Annotated in this window: 22 protein-coding genes; 14 read left to right on the forward strand and 8 right to left on the reverse strand. The window is 71.4% G+C overall.

What is annotated here, in order from left to right; all coding sequences use genetic code 11:
• Nucleotides 1–74 precede the first annotated feature (74 nt).
• Nucleotides 75–1,139 (forward strand): adenosine deaminase, encoded by a 1,065-nt coding sequence (locus ACF07B_RS29355; RefSeq protein ID WP_392181173.1) that lies wholly within the window; start codon nt 75–77, stop codon nt 1,137–1,139.
• On the opposite strand, the gene ACF07B_RS29360 is transcribed toward ACF07B_RS29355, so the two are convergent.
• Nucleotides 1,127–1,636 carry a DUF664 domain-containing protein gene (locus tag ACF07B_RS29360; protein ID WP_392181174.1) on the reverse strand — a complete coding sequence of 170 codons (510 nt, stop codon included), beginning with the start codon at nt 1,634–1,636 and terminating at the stop codon, nt 1,127–1,129. The genes ACF07B_RS29355 and ACF07B_RS29360 overlap by 13 nt on opposite strands.
• Before the next feature lie 108 nt (nt 1,637–1,744).
• Nucleotides 1,745–2,638 carry a LysR family transcriptional regulator gene (locus tag ACF07B_RS29365; RefSeq protein WP_392181175.1) on the reverse strand — a complete coding sequence of 298 codons (894 nt, stop codon included), beginning with the start codon at nt 2,636–2,638 and terminating at the stop codon, nt 1,745–1,747.
• Between the two features lie 150 nt (nt 2,639–2,788).
• Here ACF07B_RS29365 and mgrA point away from each other — a divergent pair, with 150 nt between their 5' ends.
• The 5 genes from mgrA to ACF07B_RS29390 all read left to right on the forward strand — a co-directional run bounded on the left by mgrA (nt 2,789) and on the right by ACF07B_RS29390 (nt 9,007).
• A complete protein-coding gene (gene mgrA / locus ACF07B_RS29370; RefSeq protein WP_392181217.1) occupies nt 2,789–3,781 on the forward strand; it encodes an L-glyceraldehyde 3-phosphate reductase in 993 nt (330 codons plus the stop codon).
• Nucleotides 3,782–4,291: 510 nt separating this feature from the next.
• The gene (locus tag ACF07B_RS29375; RefSeq protein ID WP_392181176.1) at nt 4,292–4,702 is read left to right on the forward strand and encodes a hypothetical protein; all 411 of its coding nucleotides are present in this window, start codon (nt 4,292–4,294) and stop codon (nt 4,700–4,702) included.
• Between the two features lie 68 nt (nt 4,703–4,770).
• Nucleotides 4,771–7,113, forward strand: a complete 2,343-nt coding sequence (locus ACF07B_RS29380) for an FHA domain-containing protein (protein ID WP_392181177.1) — start codon at nt 4,771–4,773, stop codon at nt 7,111–7,113.
• Between the two features lie 6 nt (nt 7,114–7,119).
• Complete coding sequence (locus tag ACF07B_RS29385) at nt 7,120–7,974, forward strand: hypothetical protein (RefSeq protein WP_392181178.1); 855 nt, start codon at nt 7,120–7,122, stop codon at nt 7,972–7,974.
• A 34-nt stretch (nt 7,975–8,008) separates the two neighbouring features.
• Entirely contained in the window at nt 8,009–9,007 is a 999-nt protein-coding gene (locus tag ACF07B_RS29390; protein ID WP_384240405.1) for a serine/threonine-protein kinase, read from the forward strand.
• A 166-nt stretch (nt 9,008–9,173) separates the two neighbouring features.
• Here the strand turns inward: ACF07B_RS29390 and ACF07B_RS29395 are convergent, their stop codons facing one another.
• Nucleotides 9,174–10,472, reverse strand: a complete 1,299-nt coding sequence (locus ACF07B_RS29395; RefSeq protein ID WP_392181179.1) for a streptophobe family protein — start codon at nt 10,470–10,472, stop codon at nt 9,174–9,176.
• Nucleotides 10,473–10,634: 162 nt separating this feature from the next.
• Between ACF07B_RS29395 and ACF07B_RS29400 the strand changes: the two genes are divergently transcribed.
• Nucleotides 10,635–11,921, forward strand: coding sequence for a DUF6777 domain-containing protein (locus tag ACF07B_RS29400; RefSeq protein ID WP_369482304.1), 1,287 nt, complete (start codon nt 10,635–10,637; stop codon nt 11,919–11,921).
• Nucleotides 11,922–12,002: 81 nt separating this feature from the next.
• Nucleotides 12,003–12,479, forward strand: a complete 477-nt coding sequence (locus ACF07B_RS29405) for a helix-turn-helix domain-containing protein (protein ID WP_384243061.1) — start codon at nt 12,003–12,005, stop codon at nt 12,477–12,479.
• A 24-nt stretch (nt 12,480–12,503) separates the two neighbouring features.
• Here the strand turns inward: ACF07B_RS29405 and ACF07B_RS29410 are convergent, their stop codons facing one another.
• From ACF07B_RS29410 to ACF07B_RS29420, 3 genes are all read right to left on the reverse strand, one after another.
• Complete coding sequence (locus tag ACF07B_RS29410; protein WP_392181180.1) at nt 12,504–13,106, reverse strand: ClpP family protease; 603 nt, start codon at nt 13,104–13,106, stop codon at nt 12,504–12,506.
• A gap of 1 nt (nt 13,107) precedes the next feature.
• Nucleotides 13,108–13,761, reverse strand: coding sequence for an ATP-dependent Clp protease proteolytic subunit (locus tag ACF07B_RS29415; protein ID WP_384243321.1), 654 nt, complete (start codon nt 13,759–13,761; stop codon nt 13,108–13,110).
• Between the two features lie 201 nt (nt 13,762–13,962).
• Nucleotides 13,963–15,159 carry an epoxide hydrolase family protein gene (locus ACF07B_RS29420; protein ID WP_392181181.1) on the reverse strand — a complete coding sequence of 399 codons (1,197 nt, stop codon included), beginning with the start codon at nt 15,157–15,159 and terminating at the stop codon, nt 13,963–13,965.
• A gap of 200 nt (nt 15,160–15,359) precedes the next feature.
• On the opposite strand from ACF07B_RS29420, the gene ACF07B_RS29425 reads away from it, so the two are divergent.
• The 3 genes from ACF07B_RS29425 (at nt 15,360) to ACF07B_RS29435 (ending at nt 17,713) form a co-directional block, all read left to right on the forward strand.
• Nucleotides 15,360–15,842 carry a VOC family protein gene (locus ACF07B_RS29425; protein ID WP_369482310.1) on the forward strand — a complete coding sequence of 161 codons (483 nt, stop codon included), beginning with the start codon at nt 15,360–15,362 and terminating at the stop codon, nt 15,840–15,842.
• Between the two features lie 171 nt (nt 15,843–16,013).
• Nucleotides 16,014–16,811 (forward strand): VOC family protein, encoded by a 798-nt coding sequence (locus ACF07B_RS29430; RefSeq protein ID WP_369482311.1) that lies wholly within the window; start codon nt 16,014–16,016, stop codon nt 16,809–16,811.
• Between the two features lie 200 nt (nt 16,812–17,011).
• A complete protein-coding gene (locus ACF07B_RS29435) occupies nt 17,012–17,713 on the forward strand; it encodes a ribonuclease H (RefSeq protein WP_392181182.1) in 702 nt (233 codons plus the stop codon).
• A gap of 72 nt (nt 17,714–17,785) precedes the next feature.
• Here ACF07B_RS29435 and ACF07B_RS29440 read toward each other — a convergent pair whose 3' ends face one another.
• Together ACF07B_RS29440 and ACF07B_RS29445 are read right to left on the reverse strand one after the other, a co-directional pair.
• Nucleotides 17,786–18,610 (reverse strand): tyrosinase family protein, encoded by an 825-nt coding sequence (locus ACF07B_RS29440; protein WP_392181183.1) that lies wholly within the window; start codon nt 18,608–18,610, stop codon nt 17,786–17,788.
• A 33-nt stretch (nt 18,611–18,643) separates the two neighbouring features.
• The gene (locus ACF07B_RS29445; RefSeq protein WP_384242917.1) at nt 18,644–19,048 is read right to left on the reverse strand and encodes a tyrosinase cofactor; all 405 of its coding nucleotides are present in this window, start codon (nt 19,046–19,048) and stop codon (nt 18,644–18,646) included.
• A gap of 338 nt (nt 19,049–19,386) precedes the next feature.
• Here ACF07B_RS29445 and ACF07B_RS29450 point away from each other — a divergent pair, with 338 nt between their 5' ends.
• The 3 genes from ACF07B_RS29450 (at nt 19,387) to ACF07B_RS29460 (ending at nt 22,894) form a co-directional block, all read left to right on the forward strand.
• The gene (locus ACF07B_RS29450; protein ID WP_392181184.1) at nt 19,387–20,589 is read left to right on the forward strand and encodes an FAD-dependent monooxygenase; all 1,203 of its coding nucleotides are present in this window, start codon (nt 19,387–19,389) and stop codon (nt 20,587–20,589) included.
• 140 nt (nt 20,590–20,729) lie between these two features.
• Nucleotides 20,730–22,175: an MFS transporter gene (locus ACF07B_RS29455; protein WP_392181185.1), complete on the forward strand. Its 1,446-nt coding sequence runs from the start codon at nt 20,730–20,732 to the stop codon at nt 22,173–22,175.
• A 152-nt stretch (nt 22,176–22,327) separates the two neighbouring features.
• Nucleotides 22,328–22,894 carry a TetR family transcriptional regulator gene (locus ACF07B_RS29460; protein WP_392181218.1) on the forward strand — a complete coding sequence of 189 codons (567 nt, stop codon included), beginning with the start codon at nt 22,328–22,330 and terminating at the stop codon, nt 22,892–22,894.
• Nucleotides 22,895–22,896 lie beyond the last annotated feature (2 nt).

A 22,896-nucleotide genomic window follows, 5' to 3' on the forward strand; every position in this document is an offset into this window, starting at 1 on the left:
CCTCCGGTACGCCCCGTACGCCCTGTACCTTTCCCTGCCCTCCGATCCGAACGACCTGCCGAGGAACACCGCACATGACCGCGCCCCGCATCGACATCGACACGATCCGCCGCCTGCCCAAGGCGGTCCTGCACGACCACCTCGACGGCGGCCTCCGACCGGCCACCCTGGTCGAGCTCGCGGACACCGTCGGCCACACCCTGCCCACCACGGACCCGCGGGAACTGGCCGGCTGGTACTACGAGGCCGCCAACTCCGGCGACCTGGTCCGCTACATAGCCACCTTCGAGCACACCCTCGCCGTGATGCAGTCCCGCGAGGGCCTGCTCCGCACGGCCGAGGAGTACGTCCTCGACCTCGCCGAGGACGGTGTCGTCTACGGCGAGGTGCGGTACGCGCCCGAGCTCATGGTCAACGGCGGTCTGACGCTGCCCGAGGTCGTCGAGGCCGTGCAGGAGGGCCTCGCGGCCGGTATGGCCAAGGCCGCCGCCGCGGGCACGCCGGTGCGTGTCGGCACCCTGCTGTGCGGCATGCGGATGTTCGAGCGGACCCGCGAGATCGCCGACCTCGCGGTGGCGTTCCGGGACGCCGGGGTCGTCGGCTTCGACATCGCGGGCGCCGAGGACGGCTTCCCGCCGGCCGACCACCTGGCCGCCTTCGAGCACCTGCGCCGCGAGAGCGTCCCGTTCACCATCCACGCCGGCGAGGCGCACGGTCTGCCCAGCATCCACCAGGCGCTCCAGGTCTGCGGCGCCCAGCGCATCGGCCACGGCGTCCGCATCACCGAGGACATCGTGGACGGCAAGCTCGGCCGCCTCGCCGGCTGGGTGCGCGACCGCCGTATCGCCCTGGAGATGTGCCCGACCTCCAACCTCCAGACCGGCGCGGCGAAGTCCGTCGCCGAGCACCCCATCACCGCCCTGCGCGACCTGGGCTTCCGCGTCACCCTCAACACCGACAACCGTCTGGTGTCGGGGACGACGATGACCCGGGAGATGTCGCTGCTCGTCGAGGAGGCGGGCTGGGGCGTGGAGGATCTGCGCACCGTGACGGTGAACGCGGTCAAGAGCGCGTTCATCCCCTACGACGAGCGCAAGGCCCTCGTCGAGGACGTCATCCTGCCCGGCTACGACATCTGAACCAGCCCGCGGACGTAGGCGGCCTGTCCGACGTGCTGGAGATCGTCGGACAGGACGCTGACCAGGCGTACGCCCAGGGTGACCGGCGGGTCCCAGCGTTCGTCCACGACGCGCTCGAAGTCGTGGGCGGCCAGCCCGCCGATGTAGTCGAGGCTCCGTTCGTGGACGGCGTCGTAGTAGCCGAGCAGCAGGTCGCCCGACTCCACCCGGACCCGGGCGACCTTCCCGGACGTGTGTCCGTACCCGGTGTCGCCCCGCGGCAGGTCGAGCGCGAAGCGCTTCGCCCAGTCCTCGGTGAGCCACACCTGCTCCGTCCCGGCCGCGTCGGCGACATGGTCGTCCTGGACCCGGGTGAGGTGCCAGACCAGCCAGGAGATCGAGTTCACCGTTTCGCCGGGGCGGGCGTTGAGGGCCTCCGGAGCGAGTCCGTCGACAGCGGCATGGACTTCTTCCCGGATGCGGCCGAATCCGTCGATGAGGATGTCCTTGGCAAGCATGGAACCACCATCGCCCATCGGGCCCGTCCCTGCGTCCGGAACCGTCCGGGTGTCCCGAAACGGTGCCGGGCGCGCCGGTTCCCGCCGTCGCCGCGCGTCCCGGACGGTTCAGACACCTTCCTGAGGGGCGTCGAGCAGCGTCATCAGGGCCCGCGCGGCCGGGCTCGTGGCCTCCGCCAGAGGCAGCATCGCGACCGTCTCGTACAAGCCCTCCGAGGCGCCCTTGAAGGGCAGCGCGGTGAGATCGCGGGCCTCCGGCTTGTGACCGAAATGGCGCGGTACGACGGCGATGCCGAGGCCCTCGTGGACGAGCTCCAGAAGGCTGTGGACGTCGTTGACCTCCAGGGCCACCGTCCGCCGCACACCCGCTTCCGCGAAGGCCGCGTCGGTGGTGCGCCGCGGACCCCAGTCGGGGTGGAAGTCGACGAAGGCCTCCCCGCCCAGTTCCTCGGGCGTGACCACGGCGGCGGTCGCGAGAGGGTGCTCGGCGTGACAGAGCACGGTCATCGGCTCACTGGCCAGCGGGACCGACCGCAGATGCTCGGAATCGGCACGGGTGCGCACGGCGAAGGCCAGGTCGAGACGGCCCGCCGCGACCTCCTCCGCCAGCGCCTCGGAACCCGCCTGGCGCAGCCGGATCTCCACGTCCGGATGACGCCGCCGGAACGCCGCGAGCAGCCGGGCGCAGTGCACGCCGGCTATGCACTGTTCGGTGCCGAGGGACAGCGTGCCGCGCAGTACCCCCTGTACGGCGGCCACGGCGTCGTGCGCCGACCTCACCTGGGCGAGGATCCGCTCCGCCTCCACGAACAGGGCGCGGCCGGCCTCCGTGAGGGTGACCCGGCGGGTCGTACGGACGAACAGCGGCGCCTGAAGCTCCCGCTCCAGCGCTCTGATCGAGGAGGAGAGGCCCGACTGCGAGACCATGAGCCGCTCCGCCGCCCGGGTGAAGTGCCGGTCCTCGGCGACGGCGACGAAGTGCTGAAGATGACGCAGTTCCATGAGAGGCAAGGGTAGGCGCCGAAGGGCGGGTGCCCGGACCGATTGAGAAGCGGGATCGCTCAATGCCATCCGATCCTTCCGTTGGACCGCTGCCCGGGGGGCGCGCGAGAGTGGAGTCAGCCTGTTCCCCCGGCCTCTCAGGAGTACGTGTTGTACACCCCGCACCCCGACCGTTACGCGGACATGCCCTACCGGCGCACCGGACGCAGCGGCCTGAAGCTTCCCGCGCTGTCGCTCGGTCTGTGGCACAACTTCGGCCCCGACCGGCCCGTGGACGTCCAGCGCGCGATCCTGCGCCGCGCCTTCGACCTCGGTGTCACCCACTTCGACCTGGCGAACAACTACGGCCCGCCGCCCGGCGCGGCCGAGTCCGCCCTCGGTGACGCCCTGAGAGCGGATTTCGCGCACCACCGCGACGAGCTGATCGTCTCGACCAAGGCCGGCTATCTGATGTGGCCGGGCCCGTACGGCGAATGGGGCTCGCGCAAATACCTGCTGTCCTCGCTCGACCAGAGCCTGGGCCGGATGGGCCTCGAGTACGTCGACATCTTCTACTCGCACCGCCCCGACCCGGAGACTCCGCTGGAGGAGACGATGGGTGCCCTGCACTCGGCCGTCCAGCAGGGCAAGGCGCTGTACGTCGGCGTCTCGAACTATTCGGCGGAGCAGACCCGCGAAGCCGCCCGGATCCTGGCCGAGCTGGGCACCCCGCTGCTCATCCACCAGCCGCGCTACTCGATGCTCGACCGCCGCCCCGAGGACGAGGGCCTGCTGGACACGCTCGACGAGCTCCAGGTCGGTTCCATCGCGTACTCGCCGCTGGAGCAGGGCCTGCTCACCGGCCGCTATCTCGACGGCATCCCGGAGGACTCGCGCGCCGCGAGCGACAGCCCGTTCCTGAGCGCGGACACGGTCACCGAGGATCTCGTGGGCCGGCTGCGGACCCTCGACGAGATCGCCAAGTCCCGCGGCCAGTCGCTGGCCCAGCTCGCGCTGGCCTGGGTGCTGCGCCGCGGCCGGGTCACCTCGGCCCTGGTCGGCGCCAGCAGCCCGCGGCAGCTGGAGGACAGCGTCGAGGCCGTCGCCAACCTGGACTTCACCGAGGACGAGCTCGCCCGGATCGACGCGGTGGCCAGGGCGTAGGGCCCACGGCGCCGAGCGCGCCCGCGGGTTACGCCGAGGTCCCCGACGCGCGGTCGCGTCGGGGACCTCCTCGGAACAGAGGGTGACGGCGGTTCGGTGCGGTCGGTGTTCGCGGACCTGGCGAACCGGCCTTCACGCGGGAACGTAGGCATGCTCAAGGCCCTTGTCCCGAGCCGGTGTTCGGCTTGAGGAAGCGGTACGGCGACCGTGGCGGGCGCCGCGCGAAGCGCCGATCTCCCCACGGGGCATGCCAGAAGCCGGAGTTCAGGGGCCCGCAAGACCGAGGGCGGTTCCGGGGCCGGGAAAGCTGTCGATGCCCTTTCGGCCAACCGCGGCGGTGAATATGCCAAGAGACTGGCTGAATTCACATGGTGACAGTGTGTCAGTAGTGACGATACTCAATCAGTAGGGCAATTCAGCCATGCCTGTGCAATTGCACGGAGCATAGCCCATGAGCCGCAGGGAAAGTGAGGCCGGACCGGCGACGAGCGACGCCAATGGGGGAAAACCGTGCACGACGAATTCCTGTGCCATGTCACCGCGTACGGCATATGCGGCGGTCAGCGAGTCGGTGTACCCCTTGGCACGTATCGCGCGCCGACCCTCGCGCTGGCCCTGTGGTGGATGCGGGACCGTGCGGCCTGGATGGCCGAACGGCTCGATCCGCAGCCCGAGGACCCCACCTATCCGCCCAACGCGATCGCGCCGGTGGGGGACACCGTTCCCGACGTCCCGACGATGCTGCGCGCCTGGTGCGGTGACTCGGGGCAACAGGAGCTGGTAGCCGAGGAGTTGGCCGCGGGCAAACTCGTCCGCGTTTCCACCAGCGACGACACCACCGAGTACGAACTGCTCGCGGAATCGGTGGACGCGCTGCGCATGCACCGCACCGCCGGAGTTCTCGGAATCTCCGCCGCCTGACCGTTCGCGCGTCCCGGCCACCGGACGCAGATCAGGCACTTATCTGGGCGAATCGTTAGAATTCTGACATGGCAGAGAGGCCGCTCGCGGCGACTGCACCCGAGCTCGTCCTCGAAACCGAGACGGGCTCGACGGTGATGAGTCCGAACCACGATTACCACGTCGGGCGCGATCCCCTGTGTGAGGTCGTGATCGACGACGTCCGGGTCTCGTGGCACCACGCGGTGCTGCGGCCCCAGGCCGATCACTGGACGCTCGAGGACGAGAACAGCACGAACGGCACGTACGCCGACGGCCGGCGCGTCCATGAATGGGGCGTCGGACCCGGCAGCGTGATCCGCTTCGGAAGTCCCGCCGACGGCCCGCGCGCCGTCCTCGTCCGCCGCCCGCCACCCGCCGCGGAGCGCCCCTCGGCCGTCTCCATGCCGGCCGCCACGGGCACCTTCAAGGCGCCGACCACCGTACGGCCGCTGCCCTCCCGCACCGTCCGCATCGGCCGCGGCGCCGACAACGACCTCGTCATCGACGACCTGATCGTCTCCCGGAACCACGCCGAACTGCGGGCCCGGCCCGACGGGACGTACGAGATCGTCGACCTCGGCAGCCACAACGGCACGTTCCTCAACGGACAGCCCGTCGAGACCGCCCTGATCACACCCGGTGACATCGTCGGCATCGGACACTCCGCGTTCTGCCTCGTCGGCGACCAGTTGCAGGAGTACGTCGACAGCGGCGAGGTCTCCCTCGACGTGCAGGACCTCACCGTCGAGGTCGACCGGGGCAGCAAGACGCTCCTGGACCGGGTGTCCTTTCCCGTCGGCGAGAAATGTCTGCTCGCCGTCGTCGGCCCGAGCGGCGCCGGCAAGTCCACGCTCCTGAACGCGCTCACCGGACAGCGGCCCGCCGACCACGGCACGGTGCTCTACGACGGCCGTGACCTCTACCGCGACTACGCCGAGCTGCGCCAGCGCATCGGCCTCGTCCCGCAGGACGACATCCTGCACGCCCAGCTGACCGTCCGACGCGCGCTGACCTACGCCGCCGAACTGCGCTTCCCGCAGGACACCGCCAAGGAGGAGCGCCTGGCGCGGGTCGACGAGGTGATCGGCGAGCTGGGCCTGGAACAGCGTGCCGACCAGCCCATCCACAGCCTGTCGGGCGGACAGCGCAAGCGCGTCAGCGTGGCCCTGGAACTGCTCACCAAGCCGTCCCTGCTCTTCCTCGACGAACCGACCTCCGGACTCGACCCGGGCATGGACCGCTCGGTGATGCACATGCTGCGCGGCCTCGCCGACGACGGCCGGACGGTCATCGTGGTCACCCACAGCGTGCTCAGCCTGGACGTCTGCGACCGGCTCCTGGTCCTCGCGCCCGGCGGCAAGGTGGCCTATTACGGGCCGCCCGACGACACGCTGGCCTTCTTCGGCTACCGGCAGTGGCCCGAGGCGTTCGAAGCCTTCGAGCGTGACACGGACCGTGACTGGGCGGGGGAGTACCAGGACTCGCCGTTCCACGGTCAGTACATCGACAGGTCGACCTCGCAGCCGAGAATGCCGGACGCGGCCACCGGGGCGCTCGTCGGACCGCCGCCGAAGGCCCAGAGCTGGGGCTCCCAGCTCAAAACCCTGGTCCGCCGCTACGCGGCCGCGCTCGGGGCCGACCGGACCTTCCTCGCCATCATGATCGCCCTGCCGTTCGTGATGGGTGCGATGGCACGGGCGCTGGCGGGCGGCAAACTGACCCAGGAGACGGCGATGAACGCGCTGCTCATCCTGTGTGTCGGCGGTGTGCTCACGGGCGCGGCCAACGCCGTCCGCGAACTCGTCAAGGAACGGACGATCTACCAGCGAGAACGGGCCGTCGGGCTGTCCAGATCGGCGTACCTGATGTCCAAGGTCGTCGTGCTCGGCACCATCACCGTGCTCCAGGCCGTCGTGCTCACCCTGGTCGGCCTGTTCGGCGTCGACCTCAACGCACCCGGGGGTGAGGGCGTCCTGATGCCACCCCTCGTGGAGATCACGCTGGCCGTGGCCCTGCTGGCCTTCACCGCGATGATGCTCGGCCTCCTCGTCTCCGCCGTGGTGCGCAAGGAGGAGGTGACGATGCCGCTGCTGGTGCTGCTGGCCATCGTCCAGGTGGTGTTCTGCGGCGCCCTGCTGAAGCTGCACGGTGTGCCCGGCCTGGAACAGCTGTCCTGGCTCGTGCCCTCCCGCTGGGCCCTGGGAGCGATGGCCGGGACCATCGGCCTGGCCCGGATCGTGCCCGGCGAGCTGACCGGCGACCCGATGTTCCGGCACTCGACCAGCGCGTGGCTCATCAACATGGGCATGCTCGTGGTGCTCTCCGTCGTCTTCGGCTGGCTGGTCGCCCGGCTGCTGCGACGGCACGAGCCCGCGGTCATGCGGAAGTAGCCGCCGATGACGAGCCCCGGCTTCCGCCCGACGCATGTCGTTCCGCAGGACGGGCTGCCCGCCTGGGAGTCGCCCGACCCGTCCCGGCCCACCGTTCCCCTGGACGCGCTCCTGCCGGTCGAACTCGTCGACCGGCTCGGGGACTGGGGACGGGTCGTGTGCGCGAACGGCTGGTCGGCCTGGGTCGACGGGCGTCTGCTGATCGGCGTACCGCAGGTACCGCCGGCGGCGACCCGTCCGCTTGCCCGCACGGCCGATCCGCGCCCGCTGCTGGCCCGCGTCGAGCAGGCGCTCACCGACTACCGGCGGGCGGCCGAGGACCTGGCGTCCGGACAGCTCGAGGCCGAGAACTTCCGTGCCCGGACGCAGGGCAGCCGGATCGGCGTGGTCGTCGACGGCGAGTCGCTGTGGCTGTACGACGGAGAGCACGAGCGGTGGGTGTACTGCGACGGGACGCGGCTGAGCACCTTCGCTGCCGAGCGCACCCCCTCGACCGCGCGACGCGAGAGCGACCACCAGATCCGCGAACAGGAACCGCCCCGCGAACAGGAACCGCCGCCGGAGCGGGAACCGCCGCGGGACCGGAGTCCGGAGCGGGACCGGAGTCCGGAGCGGGACCGGGGCCCGGAGCGGGACCGGACGCAGGAATCCGACCGGTCGCGGGAGGCGGATCGGTCGCCGGACCGTTCGCAGGGGCCGAGCAGGGCGCAGGAGCGCCAGGCGGAGCCGACGCGGATCGTGCGGGAGTCCGCCCCCGGCGGGCCTCCGGGCGGACCTCCCAGCGGGCCGCCGGGCGGACACGAGCCCACCCGCCTGGTCACGTTCAGCGGTGACGAAGGCGACGACGGGAGCGAGGACTGATGCACGGCGCCGGGCAGGACCGGGGTGACCTCTGATGGACGAGACGTCCGGGCGGGACACCAGCCTGTTCTCGGGGCGGCCGTCCGACCTGATCGGACGGCAGATCGCGGGCTACCGGATCGAGCGGGAGATCGGCCGCGGCGGGATGGCCGTCGTCTATCAGGCCAAGGACCTGCGTCTGGACCGCACGGTCGCTCTCAAACTGCTCGCCCCGGAACTCGCCCGGAACGACACCTTCCGCGGCCGCTTCACCCACGAGTCACGGGTGGCCGCCGCGATCGACCACCCGCACATCGTGCCCGTGTTCGAGGCGGGCGAGACGGACGGCGTCCTCTACATCGCCATGCGTTACGTGGCCGGACGCGACCTGCGCCATCTTCTCGACCGTGAGGGCCCGCTGACGGTCACCGTGGCCGCCCGGATCGGCATCCAGGTCGCCTCCGCGCTCGACGCGGCGCACGACCACGGCCTGGTGCACCGGGACGTGAAACCCGGCAACATCCTGGTGGCCCAGGGCACCGACAGCGACCACCCCGAACACGTCTATCTCACGGACTTCGGACTGACCAAGAAGTCCCTGTCGCTGACCGGGTTCACGAGCGTCGGGCAGTTCGTCGGCACCCTCGACTACGTGGCGCCGGAGCAGATCTCGGGCAAGCCGGTCGACGGCCGCTGCGACGTCTACAGCCTCGGCTGCGTCGTCTACGAGACGATGGCCGGACATCCGCCCTTCCAGCGCGACGACGACATGGCGCTGCTGTGGGCCCACCAGTACGACCAGCCGCCGGCCCTGACCAGCCATCGCCCCGATATCCCGGAGGCGGTCGACGCGGTCCTCGCGAAGGCGCTCGCCAAGAGCCCCGACGACCGGTACGACTCGTGCCTGGCCTTCGTCAGCGCGCTGCGGATCGCCGCACGCGGCCCGGTGACCGGGGGCGGCACCGGGGCGAGCACGGAGGCCGAGGTGGTGTCGGGCGGCCCGGGGCCCGTGCCGCAGCCACCCGTCTGGGCCCGGCCGGTGTTCCGGGGCTGAGGCGCCACCCTGAGGCGCCACCCTGAGGCGCCACCCTGAGCCGCCAGCCGTCAGCCGTCAGCCGTCAGCCGTCAGCCGTCAGCCGTCAGCCGTCAGCCGTCAGCCGTCAGCCGTCAGCCGTCAGCCGTCGGGCGTCGGGCGTGAGTTGTCGGGCGTCAGTCGACGGTCATCGGCCGGGGGAATCGACCTCGCCCTTGCGCCGGACGCCCTTGGCCAGAACGGCGCCCAGGAAACCGGTGACCAGACCCCACAGCACGGCGAGACCGAGGGCGCCCCACACCTGGGGCTTCAGGAAGAGCTCCCCCTTCAGGCCTCCGCCGATGTCACCGAGACCGAGGATCGACAGGCCGTAGTTCGCCGAGATCCGGCCCAGCAGGCAGATCATGAGCACCGTCAGCGCCAGTGCGACCGCCATGCGGACGGCGTGCTGCCAGGCCCGCGTCCGGGACGGTGAACGGGCCGCCATCAGGAACGCCGCCCCGAGCAGCAGGACGGCGTCGACGACCACCAGCCACCAGATCCTGCCGTCGTAGTCGGCGAGGGAGCCGAGGTTGAGCGCGGACACGTCCGGAGTGCGCAGCACCTCGTCGAGAACGTGCGGCATCGGCAGCCCGAAGGGCCCGTCCACCCGTCCGTTCCAGGTGGCGCCCAGCCCGATGGTGAACGCGAGCCAGACGACATTGGGAAGACCGAGGAGCATCACGGCGAAGGTCTCGGCCGGATGCCCGCGGGTCGCCGCCACGACCAGTCCGATGACCACGCCGAGGCCCACGCAGGCGAGCAGCAGGATCACCATGGCGTACGCGGCCGGTCGCACCGCTTCCTGGAAGCGCAGCAGCCGGGCGGGGAGGGCGGCACCGCGCGAGACCAGCAGCGCGATCACGAACACACCGGCGAGCCACAGCACTCCGAAGACCAGCGTCGGTGCCACGGCGGCCTTGAAACCCACCTGGGGCGTTGCGCCGAACAGGTCGCCGATGGCGCCGATGGTGTCGTTCCCGAGGTCGATGGTGAAGTTCTGGCGGGCGGCGAGCGCCAGACCGATCAGGACGAGCAGCCACAGGACGGCGAGCCGTCCGGCCCAGCCGGCCAGCTCCGTCGTTCCGGCGACGGCGCGATGCCGCAGCGGCCGCAGGAATCCCGCCCCGAGCACCAGCGCCCCGGTCAGGGTCACCGACAGCGGAATCACCGTGAGGCCCGCCTTCGTCTCGGCGATGGCTCCCGCGTCGCCCGTGAACTCGATGGTCCCGCCGACCGCCGTGACCAGGGTGGCCGCGACCACTCTCGGATAGGCGTTGTCGGGGAGGTCGGTGGCGCCGGAGGCCCACAGGCCGAGAGCGGCGACCACCCCCATCAGGACCAGACCGGCCAGTACGGCCACGAGGGCCTGGAGCCAGCCGTGACGGGCGGCCGGACGCGCACCGCTGCTGGGTGCGGGCTGGGCGGACGGTGTCTGGTGACTCACGCTGCCACGCTAAGCAGCACCGGCACCGACCGCCCCTCGGGAGAGCCGGCCGCGTCGGCTTGCGGGCACCGGCGGAGCGAGGCACACAATGGGTTTGTCGTGTAAGAAATCATCACAAAAGCACCTCGGTGCCACCGCATCCCTCCATCGGGAGAAGAGCTTGTGAGCGTCGAACCGCCGTCCTCCGGCCGCCCCACAGGACCGCCCTCGGGCCCGCTGTCGGGCCCCACGCAGCCGAGCCCCACCCAGCCCGTCAACCTCCCGCCCGCCGGTCCGCCCAGCGGCGCGTCCGGCGCGGGTGGCGGAGCCGGCGGGCCGGGAAGCGGTGGTACGGGAGGGGGCGGTACGGGTGGCGGTGGCTCGGGTCCCGAGGGGCCGGGCGGTGGAGCCACCGGTCCCGGGCAGCCGGGCGGGGGACCCGAACGGCCCTGGTGGCGGTCGGCGCCCCGGGTCGCGCTGATCACCGGTGTCGTGGCGGCGGCGGTGATCCTCGGACTGGTCTTCACCGGCGGCGGCGGAGGGACCAAGAACACCAGCGGTGAGGTCTTCGCGGCGTCCTCGGACAAGACGGGGCCCGACCCGTTCACCGAGTCGACGGCCAACGACAGTTCCATCGAGACGCAGAGCCCGGCGGCCACGGTCTCGTCGGCGCCCGCCAACGCGACCCGTACGTTCAGAGGCAACACGGCCGGCCTCTACGGCGGCACCCGCAACGTGTCGAGCTGCGATGTCGAGAAGCAGATCAGCGCGCTGAAGGCGGACCCCGCGAAGAACAAGGCCTTCGCCTCCGTCGTGCGCGTCCAGCCCGACGCGGTCCCCGCCTATCTGCGCTCCCTGACCCCCGTACAGCTGCGTCTGGACACCCGCGTCACCAACCACGGCTACCGCAACGGCGCCCCCACCAGCTACCAGGCGGTCCTCCAGGCGGGCACCGCCGTCCTCGTGGACTCCCGGGGCGTGCCCCGGGTGCGCTGTGCCTGCGGCAACCCGCTGCTCGAACCGGTACCGCAGAAGGGCACCCCCAAGACGACCGGCGACCCGTGGCCGTCGTACCGTCCGCAGAACTCCGTGGCCATCGCCCCGTCGACGACGGTCATCAACGTGTTCGTTCTCTACGACCCCGAGAGCAAGGAATGGATCGAGCGGCACCGGGGTGACAACGTGGAGAAGGACAAGAAGACGCACCCCCCGGTGAAGCCCTCGCCGTCGGTCAGTGACTCGGGCTCCAAGTCCCCGTCGACCTCGACCTCGCCGTCGTCCGAGAGTTCCTCCCCGTCGTCCTCCTCCTCCGAGCCGTCCTCCTCCGCGCCGTCCTCGGTGGAACCGGAGAGTCCTTCCAGCGAGCCTCCGCCGCCCGCGACGGAGTCGGCCCCGGCCTCCGGCTCGTCGTCCGGCGATCAGTCGCCGGAGCCGGCCGGTTCCTCTCCCGCTCCGGACAACGGGACGTGAGGTCCCGGCCGGCGTCCCGGATTCACCGAGAGCGGAACGCCGGTCCCTTCCCGTACGGCCCCGCGCTTCTAGGCTGAAGGGGTGAGCGACCACATGACGAACGAAGCCCGCGTCATTCCCCTGCGCCCGGCGGCGGGGGAGCCTTCCCGGACAGCGCCGCCGGCCGGTGCGCCGCCCCGGGCGCCACGGCCACCGGTGCTCGCGCCCCTCCGGGGACCCGCGGCTCCCGCTCCCGCGGGCAGGGAGCCGCTGTGGCGCGATCTGGTCGGCGATGTCCTGAGGCGCGAGCGGCTGGCCCAGGAGCGCACGCTCAAGGACGTGGCCGACGCGGCCCGGATCTCCATGCCCTACCTCTCCGAGGTGGAACGCGGCCGCAAGGAGGCCTCCTCCGAGGTCCTCGCCGCGGCCGCGCGCGCCCTGGGTCTCGGTCTGACCGAACTGCTGTCGCTGGCCCAGCGGGAGCTGACCCGGCACACCCGGGCCGGGTCCGTCCGCGGCCGCTCCGCGTCCACCCCGTCCTCCGCCTCCCGGTACGACGGCATGTGTCTCGCCGCCTGACGCCGTCCCGCGGGCTCGCCGAGGTCAGACCACGGCGAGCCGGCGGCTCAGGATCTCGTCCGCGAGGCCGTACTCCACCGCTTCCCGCGCGGTGAAGATCTTGTCGCGGTCCATGTCCGCGCGCAGCGTCGCGGCGTCGCGGTGGGTGTGCCGGGACAGGACCTCCTCGACCTGCGAGCGGATCCGCAGCATCTCCTTGGCCTGGAGGCTGAGGTCGGACACCGTGCCCTGACGGCCGCCACTGGCCGGCTGGCCGAGCAGCACGCGGGCGTGCTCCAGGACGAATCGCCGCCCGGGGTCACCCCCGGCGAGCAGCACGGCGGCCGTGGAGGCGGCCTGTCCGACGCAGAACGTCGAGATGGGCGCCTGTACGAAGGTCATCGTGTCGTAGATGGCCATCAGCGAAGTGAACGAACCCCCGGGCGAGTTGATGTAGATCGCGATCTCGCTCTCCGGGCTCGACGACTCCAGATGGAGGAGTTGCGCGATGACGACGTTGGCGACGCCGTCGTCGATCTCCGTGCCGAGGAAGATGATCCGCTCGGAGAGCAGCCGGCTGAAGACGTCGTACGACCGCTCGCCCTGCGGGGTCCGCTCGACGACGTTCGGAATCGTGTACGTACCCATGTCAGAGTCCCATCCGTCGGCGTGACGCGGCCGGGCGGACATCGTCGAGGGACTCCACGACCCGGTCCACCATGCCGTACTCCCTGGCCTGCTCCGCCGTGAACCAGCGGTCGCGGTCACCGTCCCTGGAGATCGTCTCCTCGCTCTGGCCGGTGTGTTCCGCAGTGATCCGTTCGATGGCTCGCTTGGTGAACTCGTGGTTCTGTGCCTGGATCTCGATGTCGGCGGTGGTGCCGCCGATGCCCGCGGACGGCTGGTGCATCATGATCCGCGTGTTCGGCAGGGCGAAGCGCTTGCCGCGCGTGCCGACGCTGAGCAGGAACTGTCCCATGCTCGCGGCGAATCCCATCGCGAGCGTGGAGACGTCGTTGGGGATCAGCCGCATGGTGTCGTAGATGGCGAGCCCGGCGGTCACCGAACCGCCCGGGCTGTTGATGTAGAGGCTGATGTCCGTGCGCGCGTCCTCGGCGGACAGCAGGAGCAGCTGGGCGCACACCCGGTTCGCGGAGACCTCGTCGACCTGGGTGCCCAGGAAGACGATCCGCTGGGCCAGCAACTGCGCGGCCAGATGGTCGTCGTAGCGGGTCGCCGGGGTGTCGCCCTCCTCGGCCCGCGGCGTGCGGGCCGGGTCCTGGCCGGTGATGAGGGGAGTCATGGTTCCTCCTGGTCGTGACGCGGCGGGTGTCGCCGCTGACTCCACTCTCGGTCGGGTGGCGGTGCCGGTGCGGATTTCTCGGCCCGTGGCAGATTCGCTGTCGGCAGAGCAGGAAGGCGCGCCCGGTGTGTTCCGCGGAGTGCCCGGCGACGGCCGCCACGGCCGTCGCGAGGCGGGCCGGCGGAGTACCGTCACCGTCCCTCAGACGACCGGGCGGAGTTGGCGGAAGAAGGCCCGGATGTCCCCGACCAGCAGATCCGGTTCCTCCATCGCGGCGAAGTGACCGCCCCGGTCGAACTCGGTCCAGCGGACGATGGTGTCGGTGCGTTCCGCGACGTGGCGCAGCGCGACGAAGTTCTCCTCGGGGAAGACGGCCAGGGCCGTCGGAGCGGTCGACGGCTCGGGCGGTGTGCCCCAGTAGGCGGCGTGGGCCCGCTCGTAGTAGATCCGCGCGGATGAACCGGCCGTCCCGGTCAGCCAGTACAGCATCACGTTGGTCAGCAGCAGATCCCGGTCGACGGCGTCCTCGGAGCGGTCACGCGAGTCCGTCCACTGCCTGAACTTCTCCGCGATCCAGGCCAGTTGACCGACCGGAGAGTCCGTGAGGGCGTACGCGAGGGTCTGCGGCCGGGTGGACTGCAACGCGGCGTAACCCGCTTCGTCGCGGTTCCACTCCTGGCCCCGCCGCCAGGAGCGGAGGGTGCGCTCGCGCTCGTAGGGGCTCAGCGCCGCCAGTTCCGGGGCGGTCGGCTCGGTGACGGCGAACGCCCCGGGCAGCAGGTTGAGGTGGACGCCGGTCACCCGGTCGGGGTGCGCGCGCCCGAGCTCGCGTGAGACGGCCCCGCCCCAGTCCCCGCCCTGTGCGCCGTATCGCCGGTAGCCGAGACGTTCCATCAGCTCGGCGAACGCGGCGGCCACCCGGGTGAACTCCCAGCCGGTGTCCCGGGTCGGTCCCGAGAGCCCGAAGCCCGGGATGCTCGGCACGACCAGTTGGAAGGCGTCGGCCGGATCGCCGCCGTACGCGCGCGGATCGGTCAACGGCCCCACGACATCGGTGAATTCGACGATGGACCCGGGCCAGCCGTGCGTCATGATCAGCGGGGTGGCGCCGGGTTCCGGCGAGCGGATGTGCGCGAAGTGCACGCGGGCGCCGTCGATCTCGGTGGTGAACTGCGGCCACGAGTTGAGGCGTTCCTCGGCCGCGCGCCAGTCGTAGGCGTGCCGCCAGTGGTGGACGAGATCCTGGAGGTAGTCCATCGGGACTCCGTAGGACCAGCCCACTCCGGGCAGTTCGTCGGGCCAGCGGGTGGCGTCGAGGCGGCGGTGCAGGTCGTCGATGTCGCTCTGCGGGAAGCCGACACGGAACGGATGGACGCCGGGGGAGCCGGTGGGATGCATTCCGCGGATGTTAACGCCGCGCCCGGATCGCCCGGTACGGGTTTTCCGCGGGACCGGGACCCGGCGGCCGGGTGTCACCGGACGGGTTCCGGGGCGGCGCCGGGGCGTCGCGGGTGCGGTCGTGCGCGCGCGGCCGATGAGTTTTCGGACGAGGATCGGTCGACAGAGGTGACGACGATTTTCCGCCCGAGGAGGTACACATGCCCGCCGACGGTTTCAGCACCTGTCTGTGGTTCGACGGCCAGGCCGAGGAGGCCGCCCACTACTACGTCTCGATCTTCAAGAACTCCCGGCTCGGCCGGGTCGGCCGCTACACCGAGGCCGGGCCGGGGACCGCCGGTTCCGTGCTGGCCGTCGAGTTCGTGGCCAACGGCCAGAAGTTCGTCGCGGTCAACGGAGGACCGCAGTTCACGTTCGACGAGGCGATCTCGTTCCAGATCCACTGCTACGGCCAGGAGGAGGTGGACCACTACTGGAACAAGTTCGTCGAGGACGGGGGCGAGGCGGGTCCCTGCGGCTGGCTGAAGGACAAGTACGGACTGTCCTGGCAGGTCGTCCCGGACGGGCTCATCGACCTGCTCGGCGACGCCGACCCGGAGAAGGCCGCCCGCACGGCGCAGGCGATGTACAAGATGACCAAACTGGACATGGCGGCCCTGGAGAAGGCGCACGCGGGGGAGTGACCGGCGTCCTCCGGCCGGGCAGGAGAGCCCGCCCGGCCGGAGGAGCGGGCGGCGCGACCGGGCCGGCCCGCCTGCGGTGCCGTGCGGGGGCCGCGCCTCGGCGCGCGGCGCGCGTGAAGGCTGGCTAGCGTGAAGAACGCAATCGTTCACCGAACAGGAGAAGGTCGGGTCATGGCCGTACAGCCTGAAGGAACGCCCTGCTGGGCGGACGCGATGTTCAGCGATGTCGAAGGGGCCAAGAGCTTCTACGGGGACGTGCTCGGCTGGACGTTCGGAGAGGCGTCCTCGGAGTACGGGAACTACACACAGGCCTATTCCGGCGGCAAGGCGGTGGCCGCCGTCGTGCCGCCGATGCCGGGACAGGAGGGCCAGTCCGCCTGGTGTCTGTACCTCGCCTCGCCGGACGCCGCCGCGACCGCCGAGAAGATCAAGGGCGAGGGCGGCGAGGTGCTGATGGAGCCGATGAAGGTCGGGGACTTCGGCACCATGGCGCTGGCCCGCGACCCCGGCGGTGCCGTCTTCGGCGTCTGGCAGGCCGGCGTCCACGAGGGCTTCGAGTCGATCGGAGAGCCGGGCGCGTACGCCTGGGCGGAGGTCTTCACCCGCGATCCGGAGAAGTCCGACGCGTTCTTCCCGGCCGTCTTCCCCTTCACGGCCCAGCAGGTGCGCGACGACGCCGTCGACTTCCGTGTCTTCAACATCGGCGGGAATCCGGTCCTCGGCCGGATGAAGATGACGGACGAGTTCCCGCCCGAGGTGCCGTCGTACGTCAACGTCTACTTCTCCGTCGAGAACTGCGACGACGCGGTGGCCAAGGCGACCGCGCGGGGTGCGGTCCTGCGCTTCGGGCCGATGGACAGCCCGTTCGGCCGGTTCGCGGCGCTGAGCGACCCGCAGGGCGCGTCGTTCTCCGTCATCGACATGAAGGCGACCCAGGGCGAGATGCCCGAGATGACGGACGTGTCCTGACCTTCGCCCGCACCGGCCGTCCCGCACCGGCCGCCCCGCCGTGACCGGCGGGGCGGCCGCGCGCGACCCGGACCGTGCCGCCGGACCGCAGGTGCCCGCGACGGCCCGCGACGGCCCGCGACGGACCCCGCCGGGTCACCACCCGGCTTCCTCGGCCCCCGGCCCCGCGCCCGTGCGCGGGGTCCTCGCCGGGGCGTGGCATGATCGGGGGCATGCCTGAACGCGTTGTTGCCGCCTGTGACGGGGCCTCGAAGGGAAACCCGGGACCCGCCGGATGGGCCTGGGTCGTCGCCGACGGGGACGAGACCCCGGCCCGCTGGGAGGCGGGCCCGCTGGGCACGGCGACGAACAACGTCGCCGAACTGACCGCGCTGGAACGCCTGCTGACGGCCGTCGCCCCCGAGGTGGCGATGGAGATCCGGATGGACTCCCAGTACGCGATGAAGGCCGTCACGACCTGGCTGCCGGGCTGGAAGCGCAAGGGCTGGAAGACGGCCGCGGGCAAGCCCGTGGCCAACCAGGAACTGGTCGCCCGGATCGACGAACTCCTCACCGGCCGCACGGTGGAGTTCCGCTACGTCCCCGCCCACCAGGTCGACGGCGACCGGCTGAACGACTTCGCCGACCGTGCCGCCAGCCAGGCCGCGGTGGTACAGCGGCCCGCGGGCAGCGAGCTCGGTTCCCCGGAGCCGCCCGCCTCCCCCGACACCCCGGTCGCCTCCCGGCGCCGCGCTCCGGCCAAGACTTCCGGGCAGGGCGCGTCGAGCAGCCGCACCATCAAGGCCAAGTTCAACGGCCGTTGTGTGTGCGGTCGTTCCTATGCCGCGGGCGAGCCGATCGCCAAGAACGCCCAGGGCTGGGGTCACCCGGAGTGCCGCACCGAGGCGCAGGGCGGAGCCTGACACCTCCGGCGTTCCCCGTGACGAGGACGCTCGCCCGCGCCCGCGCCGTGGCCGTCGGCGCTGCCCTCGGGATCAGACGGTGTCGAACGCGTAGAACGCGGAGTGGTCGAGCAGGTCGGCCGGCCGGGTGTCGTTCCACGGCTTCATCGTCTCGCCGAGATCGATGACGTTCGGGGTGCCCGAGAGCGGGAGATAGCCGGAGCCGGGGTGACGGCGCTGCCACTGGGCCCACAGCCTGTCTATGAAGGCGTGGTGGAGCCAGAACACCGGATCGTTGGGGGAGACGCCCGTGGACATCTGGCCGCCCACCCAGACGTGCACCCGGTTGTGGAGATTGACGCCCCGCCAGCCTTCGAGGTGATTGCGGAAGCCGTCCGAAGCGCTGTTCCAGGGCGCCATGTCGTACGTCGCCATGGCGAGCACCGACTCCACCTCGGCGCGGGTCGGCAGTTCCCGCACCCCGCTGCCCAGCGACCTGCGCAGATAAGTGCGGCTGTCGACGCGGACGTTGATGGGCCAGTTGCCCGAAGCGGCGGCGAACGGACCGTCCATCACCCGGCCGTCCAGGCTGCGCCCGGTGCCGCCGAGGAAGTCCGGCGCCCACAGCGACGCCCGCGCGGTGCGGTCGGTGCTCCAGTCCCAGTAGGGCAGTGCCACCGAGGGGTCGACGGCCTGGAGGGCCCGCTCGAACTCCAGAAGGAATCTGCGGTGCCAGGGCAGGAACGACGGTGAACGGTGGCCCGTCCGCTCGCCGTTGTCGGTGTCGCCGAGGATGAACGCGTTGTGCGTGGTGACGAAGGCGTCGTACGTTCCGCTGCGCTTGAGCTGCAGCAGCGCGTCGACGAATCGCCGCTTCTCGTCGGCGGTCAGGCTCGCCTGGTTCTTGCGTACGGTCATGTGCGGGACTCCACGATCTGCTTGCGGGGTGGTTCAGTTGGCGGCGAAGGGCACGAGCGGCGCCCCCTGCAGCTCCACGACGGCGGCGCGGGCCGCGTCGCGCGGGGTGGGCACGGGGGCGTAGTGGCTGACGACGCTGATCCAGCTGCCGTCGGCGTTGCTCATCACGTGCAGCTCCGCGCCGTCGACGAACACGGCGTATCCGGCGCCGTGGTGGTGACCGCCCCCGGTGACCGGGCGGCCTTCTATGCGGCGCCCCCGGAAGACCTCGTCGAAGGCTTCCGGGGCGCCGTGGTGGTGCCCGGCCATGGACCGCCGCGATGTGGCCGGTCCGTTCGGGTTCGCGGACGCGGCGGGTGCGGCGAGGGCCTGGGCGCCCGCGCCCGCGGCGAGCGCGGCGGCGGCCCCGAGGGCGCGGCGGCGAGTGAGCTCCGGCATGCGGAGACCTCCTGTGATCAGCGGGTGTTGATGACCTGATATGCCTATCTGGTCGCCAAACAACGGGAGAAATCGCCGAATGTCGGTTGGCCGTGATCCGGACAATCGCGTATATGTCATGCAGAGTTGAACAAAGTTGATCTTGCTGTCCGGGGTCCTCGCGCCTGCCGCCAGGCGGAAATCCTTCGGCCGGAAGCCGCCGGGTCGATGATCTTGCGGTCGCGGCCGCCGGCTCGTGGCGCGGCTCACGCCCGCGATCTGGCGCGAACCGCGAGGGTGGCACCCCCTGCTACTCTTCGTGGTCAATTGACCGCATTGTGCTACATAGGGGAGTGCGCGTGAAGATCGCGTGCGTCGGTGGCGGACCCGCAAGCCTGTACTTCTCGATCCTGATGAAGCTCCAGGACCCGTCCCATGACGTCACCGTCCATGAGAGGAACCCGGCCGGTTCGACGTACGGCTGGGGTGTGACCTACTGGTCGGGGCTGCTCGACAAGCTGCGCGAGGGCGATCCGGCGTCCGCGCTCGCCGTCAGCGAGAACTCGGTGAGCTGGAGCGACGGCGTCGCCCATGTCGGCCACCGCACGACCGTGGCCCCGGGGGACGAGGGATTCGGGATCGGCCGCCGCCGGATGCTCGACCTGCTCGCGGAGCGGGCCCGCTCCCTGGGTGTCCGTGTCGAGTACGAGAGCGAGATCGCGGCCGACCGGCTGCCCGACGCCGACCTCGTCGTCGCCGGTGACGGGGTCAACAGCGCTCTGCGCGAGCGCCACGCCGACCACTTCGGCACCGAGGTCACCCACGGACGCAACCACTACATCTGGGTCGGTACGACCAAGGTCTTCGACTCGTTCACCTTCTCCTTCGTGGAGACGGGCCACGGCTGGATCTGGTGCTACGCGTACCGGTTCAGCGACGACCGGAGCACCTTGGTCATCGAGTGCTCTCCCCGGACCTGGGCCGGCCTCGGGCTCGGGCACGCGAGCGAGGCCGACGGTCTCGCGCTGCTGGAGAAGCTCTTCGCCGACCTGCTCGACGGGCACGGGCTGATCGGCAGGGCGCAGCCCGACGGTGCCGCCCAGTGGCTCACCTTCCGCACGCTGACCAACCGGACGTGGCACCGCGGCAACCTCGTGCTGCTCGGCGACGCCGCCCACACCACGCACTACTCGATCGGGGCCGGAACCACCCTCGCCCTGGAGGACGCCATCTCCCTGGCCGGAGCGCTGCGGGAGCACCCGGACCTCGACACCGCCCTCACCTACTACGGGCAGAAGCGCAGGTCCGAGCTGCTGTCGGTGCAGAGCGCGGCCCGTCACAGCGCCCAGTGGTACGAGAGCCTGCCGCGCTACATCGGTCTTCCGCCGGCGCAGATGTTCGCCCTGCTCGGGCAGCGTCACTCACCGCTGCTGCCGTACGTCCCGCCGCAGCTGTACTACCGCATCGACCGCGCGGCCGGCCGGCTGGAGGCGCTGCGCCGCTTCAAGCGCTGGCTCGGCCCCAAGGTCGCCCGCGGCGTACAGGCCCGAGCCGGGCGATAGCCGCACCGACCGACACCCGAGCGCCGCCGAGGCGCCCTCGCGCACTCCTGGAGAAGTGGACCCCACTTGGGGTGAATGACAATTCACCACTAAGGTGAATTGTCATTCACCTCATTCTCACGTCTACTTCGGGAGTGCCGATGGCGGTCCTGCGCGAGCGGCTCGCGATCCCTGTCCTGGCGTTCGGCGGCATTCTCATGGCCGTCATGCAGACGGTGGTCGTCCCGTTGCTGCCCGACCTGCCCCGCCTGACCGGCGCCTCGGCGGGCGCGGTCTCCTGGATGGTGACGGCGACCCTCCTCGCCGGAGCGGTGCTCACCCCCGTCCTGGGCCGCGCGGGAGACATGTACGGGAAGCGGCGCGTCCTGCTCATGGCCCTCGCGATGATGACGGTCGGCTCGCTGATGTGCGCGCTCACCTCGCAGATCGGCGTCCTGATCGTGGCGCGGGCGCTTCAGGGGGCCGCCGCCGCCGTGGTCCCGCTGTCGATCAGCATCCTGCGCGACGAACTGCCGCCGGAGCGTACGGGTTCCGCCGTCGCCCTGATGAGCTCGACCGTGGGCATCGGCGCCGCCCTCGGCCTCCCCCTCGCGGCCCTCGTGGTGCAGTACGCCAACTGGCACGTCATGTTCTGGGCGACGACCGCGCTCGGCGTCTTCGGGACGGCACTGGCCTGGTGGGCGGTGCGCGAGTCGCCCGTACGGGAGCCGGGCCGCTTCGACACCGTGGGCGCGCTGGGCCTGGCCGCCGGACTGGTGTGTCTGCTGCTCGCCGTGTCCCAGGGCGGCACCTGGGGCTGGACCAGCCCCAGGATCCTCGCGCTGTTCGCCGCCTGCGCGGCCGTTCTGACGCTGTGGTGGCGACAGCAGCTGCGCACCGAACGCCCCCTCGTCGACCTGAAGCTGGCCGCCCGTCCCCGCGTCGCCCTGCCGCACGTCGCCGCGCTGCTGACCGGCTTCTCCTTCTACGGCAACTCGCTGGTCACGGCGCAACTGGTGCAGGCGCCGACGGCCACCGGCTACGGGCTCGGGCTGTCCATCGTGGCGACCGGGCTGTGCCTGCTGCCCGGCGGGGTGACGATGCTGCTGCTGTCGTCCGTCTCGGCGCGCATATCGGCGGCCCGCGGTCCCCGGATCACCCTGGCCCTCGGTACGGCGATCATCGCCTCCGGCTACGTCCTGCGGATCGCCGACAGCCGTGACCTGTGGGCGATCATCCTGGGTGCCACGGTGTGCTCGATCGGTACGACGTTCGCCTACTCCGCCCTGCCGACCCTGATCCTGCGTGCCGTGCCCGCCGGGCAGACCGCGTCCGCCAACAGCGTCAACGTCCTGATGCGCACCATCGGGCAGGCCGTGTGCAGTGCCGCCGTGGCCGCCGTGCTCGTGCATCACACGAGCCTCGTCGCGGGCGCCCCCGTTCCCACCCTGCACGGCTATCTGCTGGCCTTCGTCATGGCGGGTACCGTCGCACTGGTGGCCTGCGCCGCCGCACTGTCGATACCCACCGACCCCGCCTCCCGCGAGACCCCGCGAACCGGACGCCCCACCGGGGCACCCCGCGACGAGGCCCTCGAAGGAGCTTGAGCACCGTGACCACCCCGCACTCCGGTCTCACGGCGTCCTCGGCCGCCCCAGGGCCCGGTGAGCAGCCGGCCGCCGCCGCTCCGCCGCACGGCGACCCCGAAGCCGCGCCCGCCCCGCACAGTGGGCCGGAAGTCGCGCCCTCCTCGGACCAGGTGCCGGAAGCCGCGCCCGTCCCCCGTCGTGACGCCGAGGCGAGCAAGGCGGCGATCCTGCGCGCGGCCCGGTATCTGCTGGCCCGGCACGCGCACGCGGACATCACGCTCAAGGCGGTCGCCGACCGGGCCGGAGTGAGCGCGCCGCTGATCCTCAAGTACTTCGGCAACAAGGACGCGCTGTTCGCCCGGGTCATGTCCTTCGAGTCCGACGCCGACGCCCTGCTGGACGCGCCGTTGGAGGAGCTCGGGCGGCACATGGTCCGCCATCTCCTCGAAGGCCAGACCCAGCGGGGCGCCGACCCCGTCCTGCGGATCGTCTTCGCCCCGCTCCAGGGGGAGCAGGGCGAGATACTGCGGGCCAACTTCCGGGCCCAGGTCAGCGACCGGCTCGCCGGGCGGCTGAGCGGGCAGGACGCGGGCCTGCGCGCCGAACTCGCCGTGAGCACGCTGCTCGGCCTCGGGGTGATGTACGGGATCGCGCGGGGCTCGCACCTGCGCGCCACGCCGGTCGACGACATCGTCGACCGGTACGCCCCCGCGGTGCAGGCGCAGCTCGCGCCGTGAGC

The sequence above is a fragment of the Streptomyces sp. NPDC015532 genome (assembly GCF_043078065.1).
In the GTDB taxonomy this organism is placed as follows: domain Bacteria; phylum Actinomycetota; class Actinomycetes; order Streptomycetales; family Streptomycetaceae; genus Streptomyces.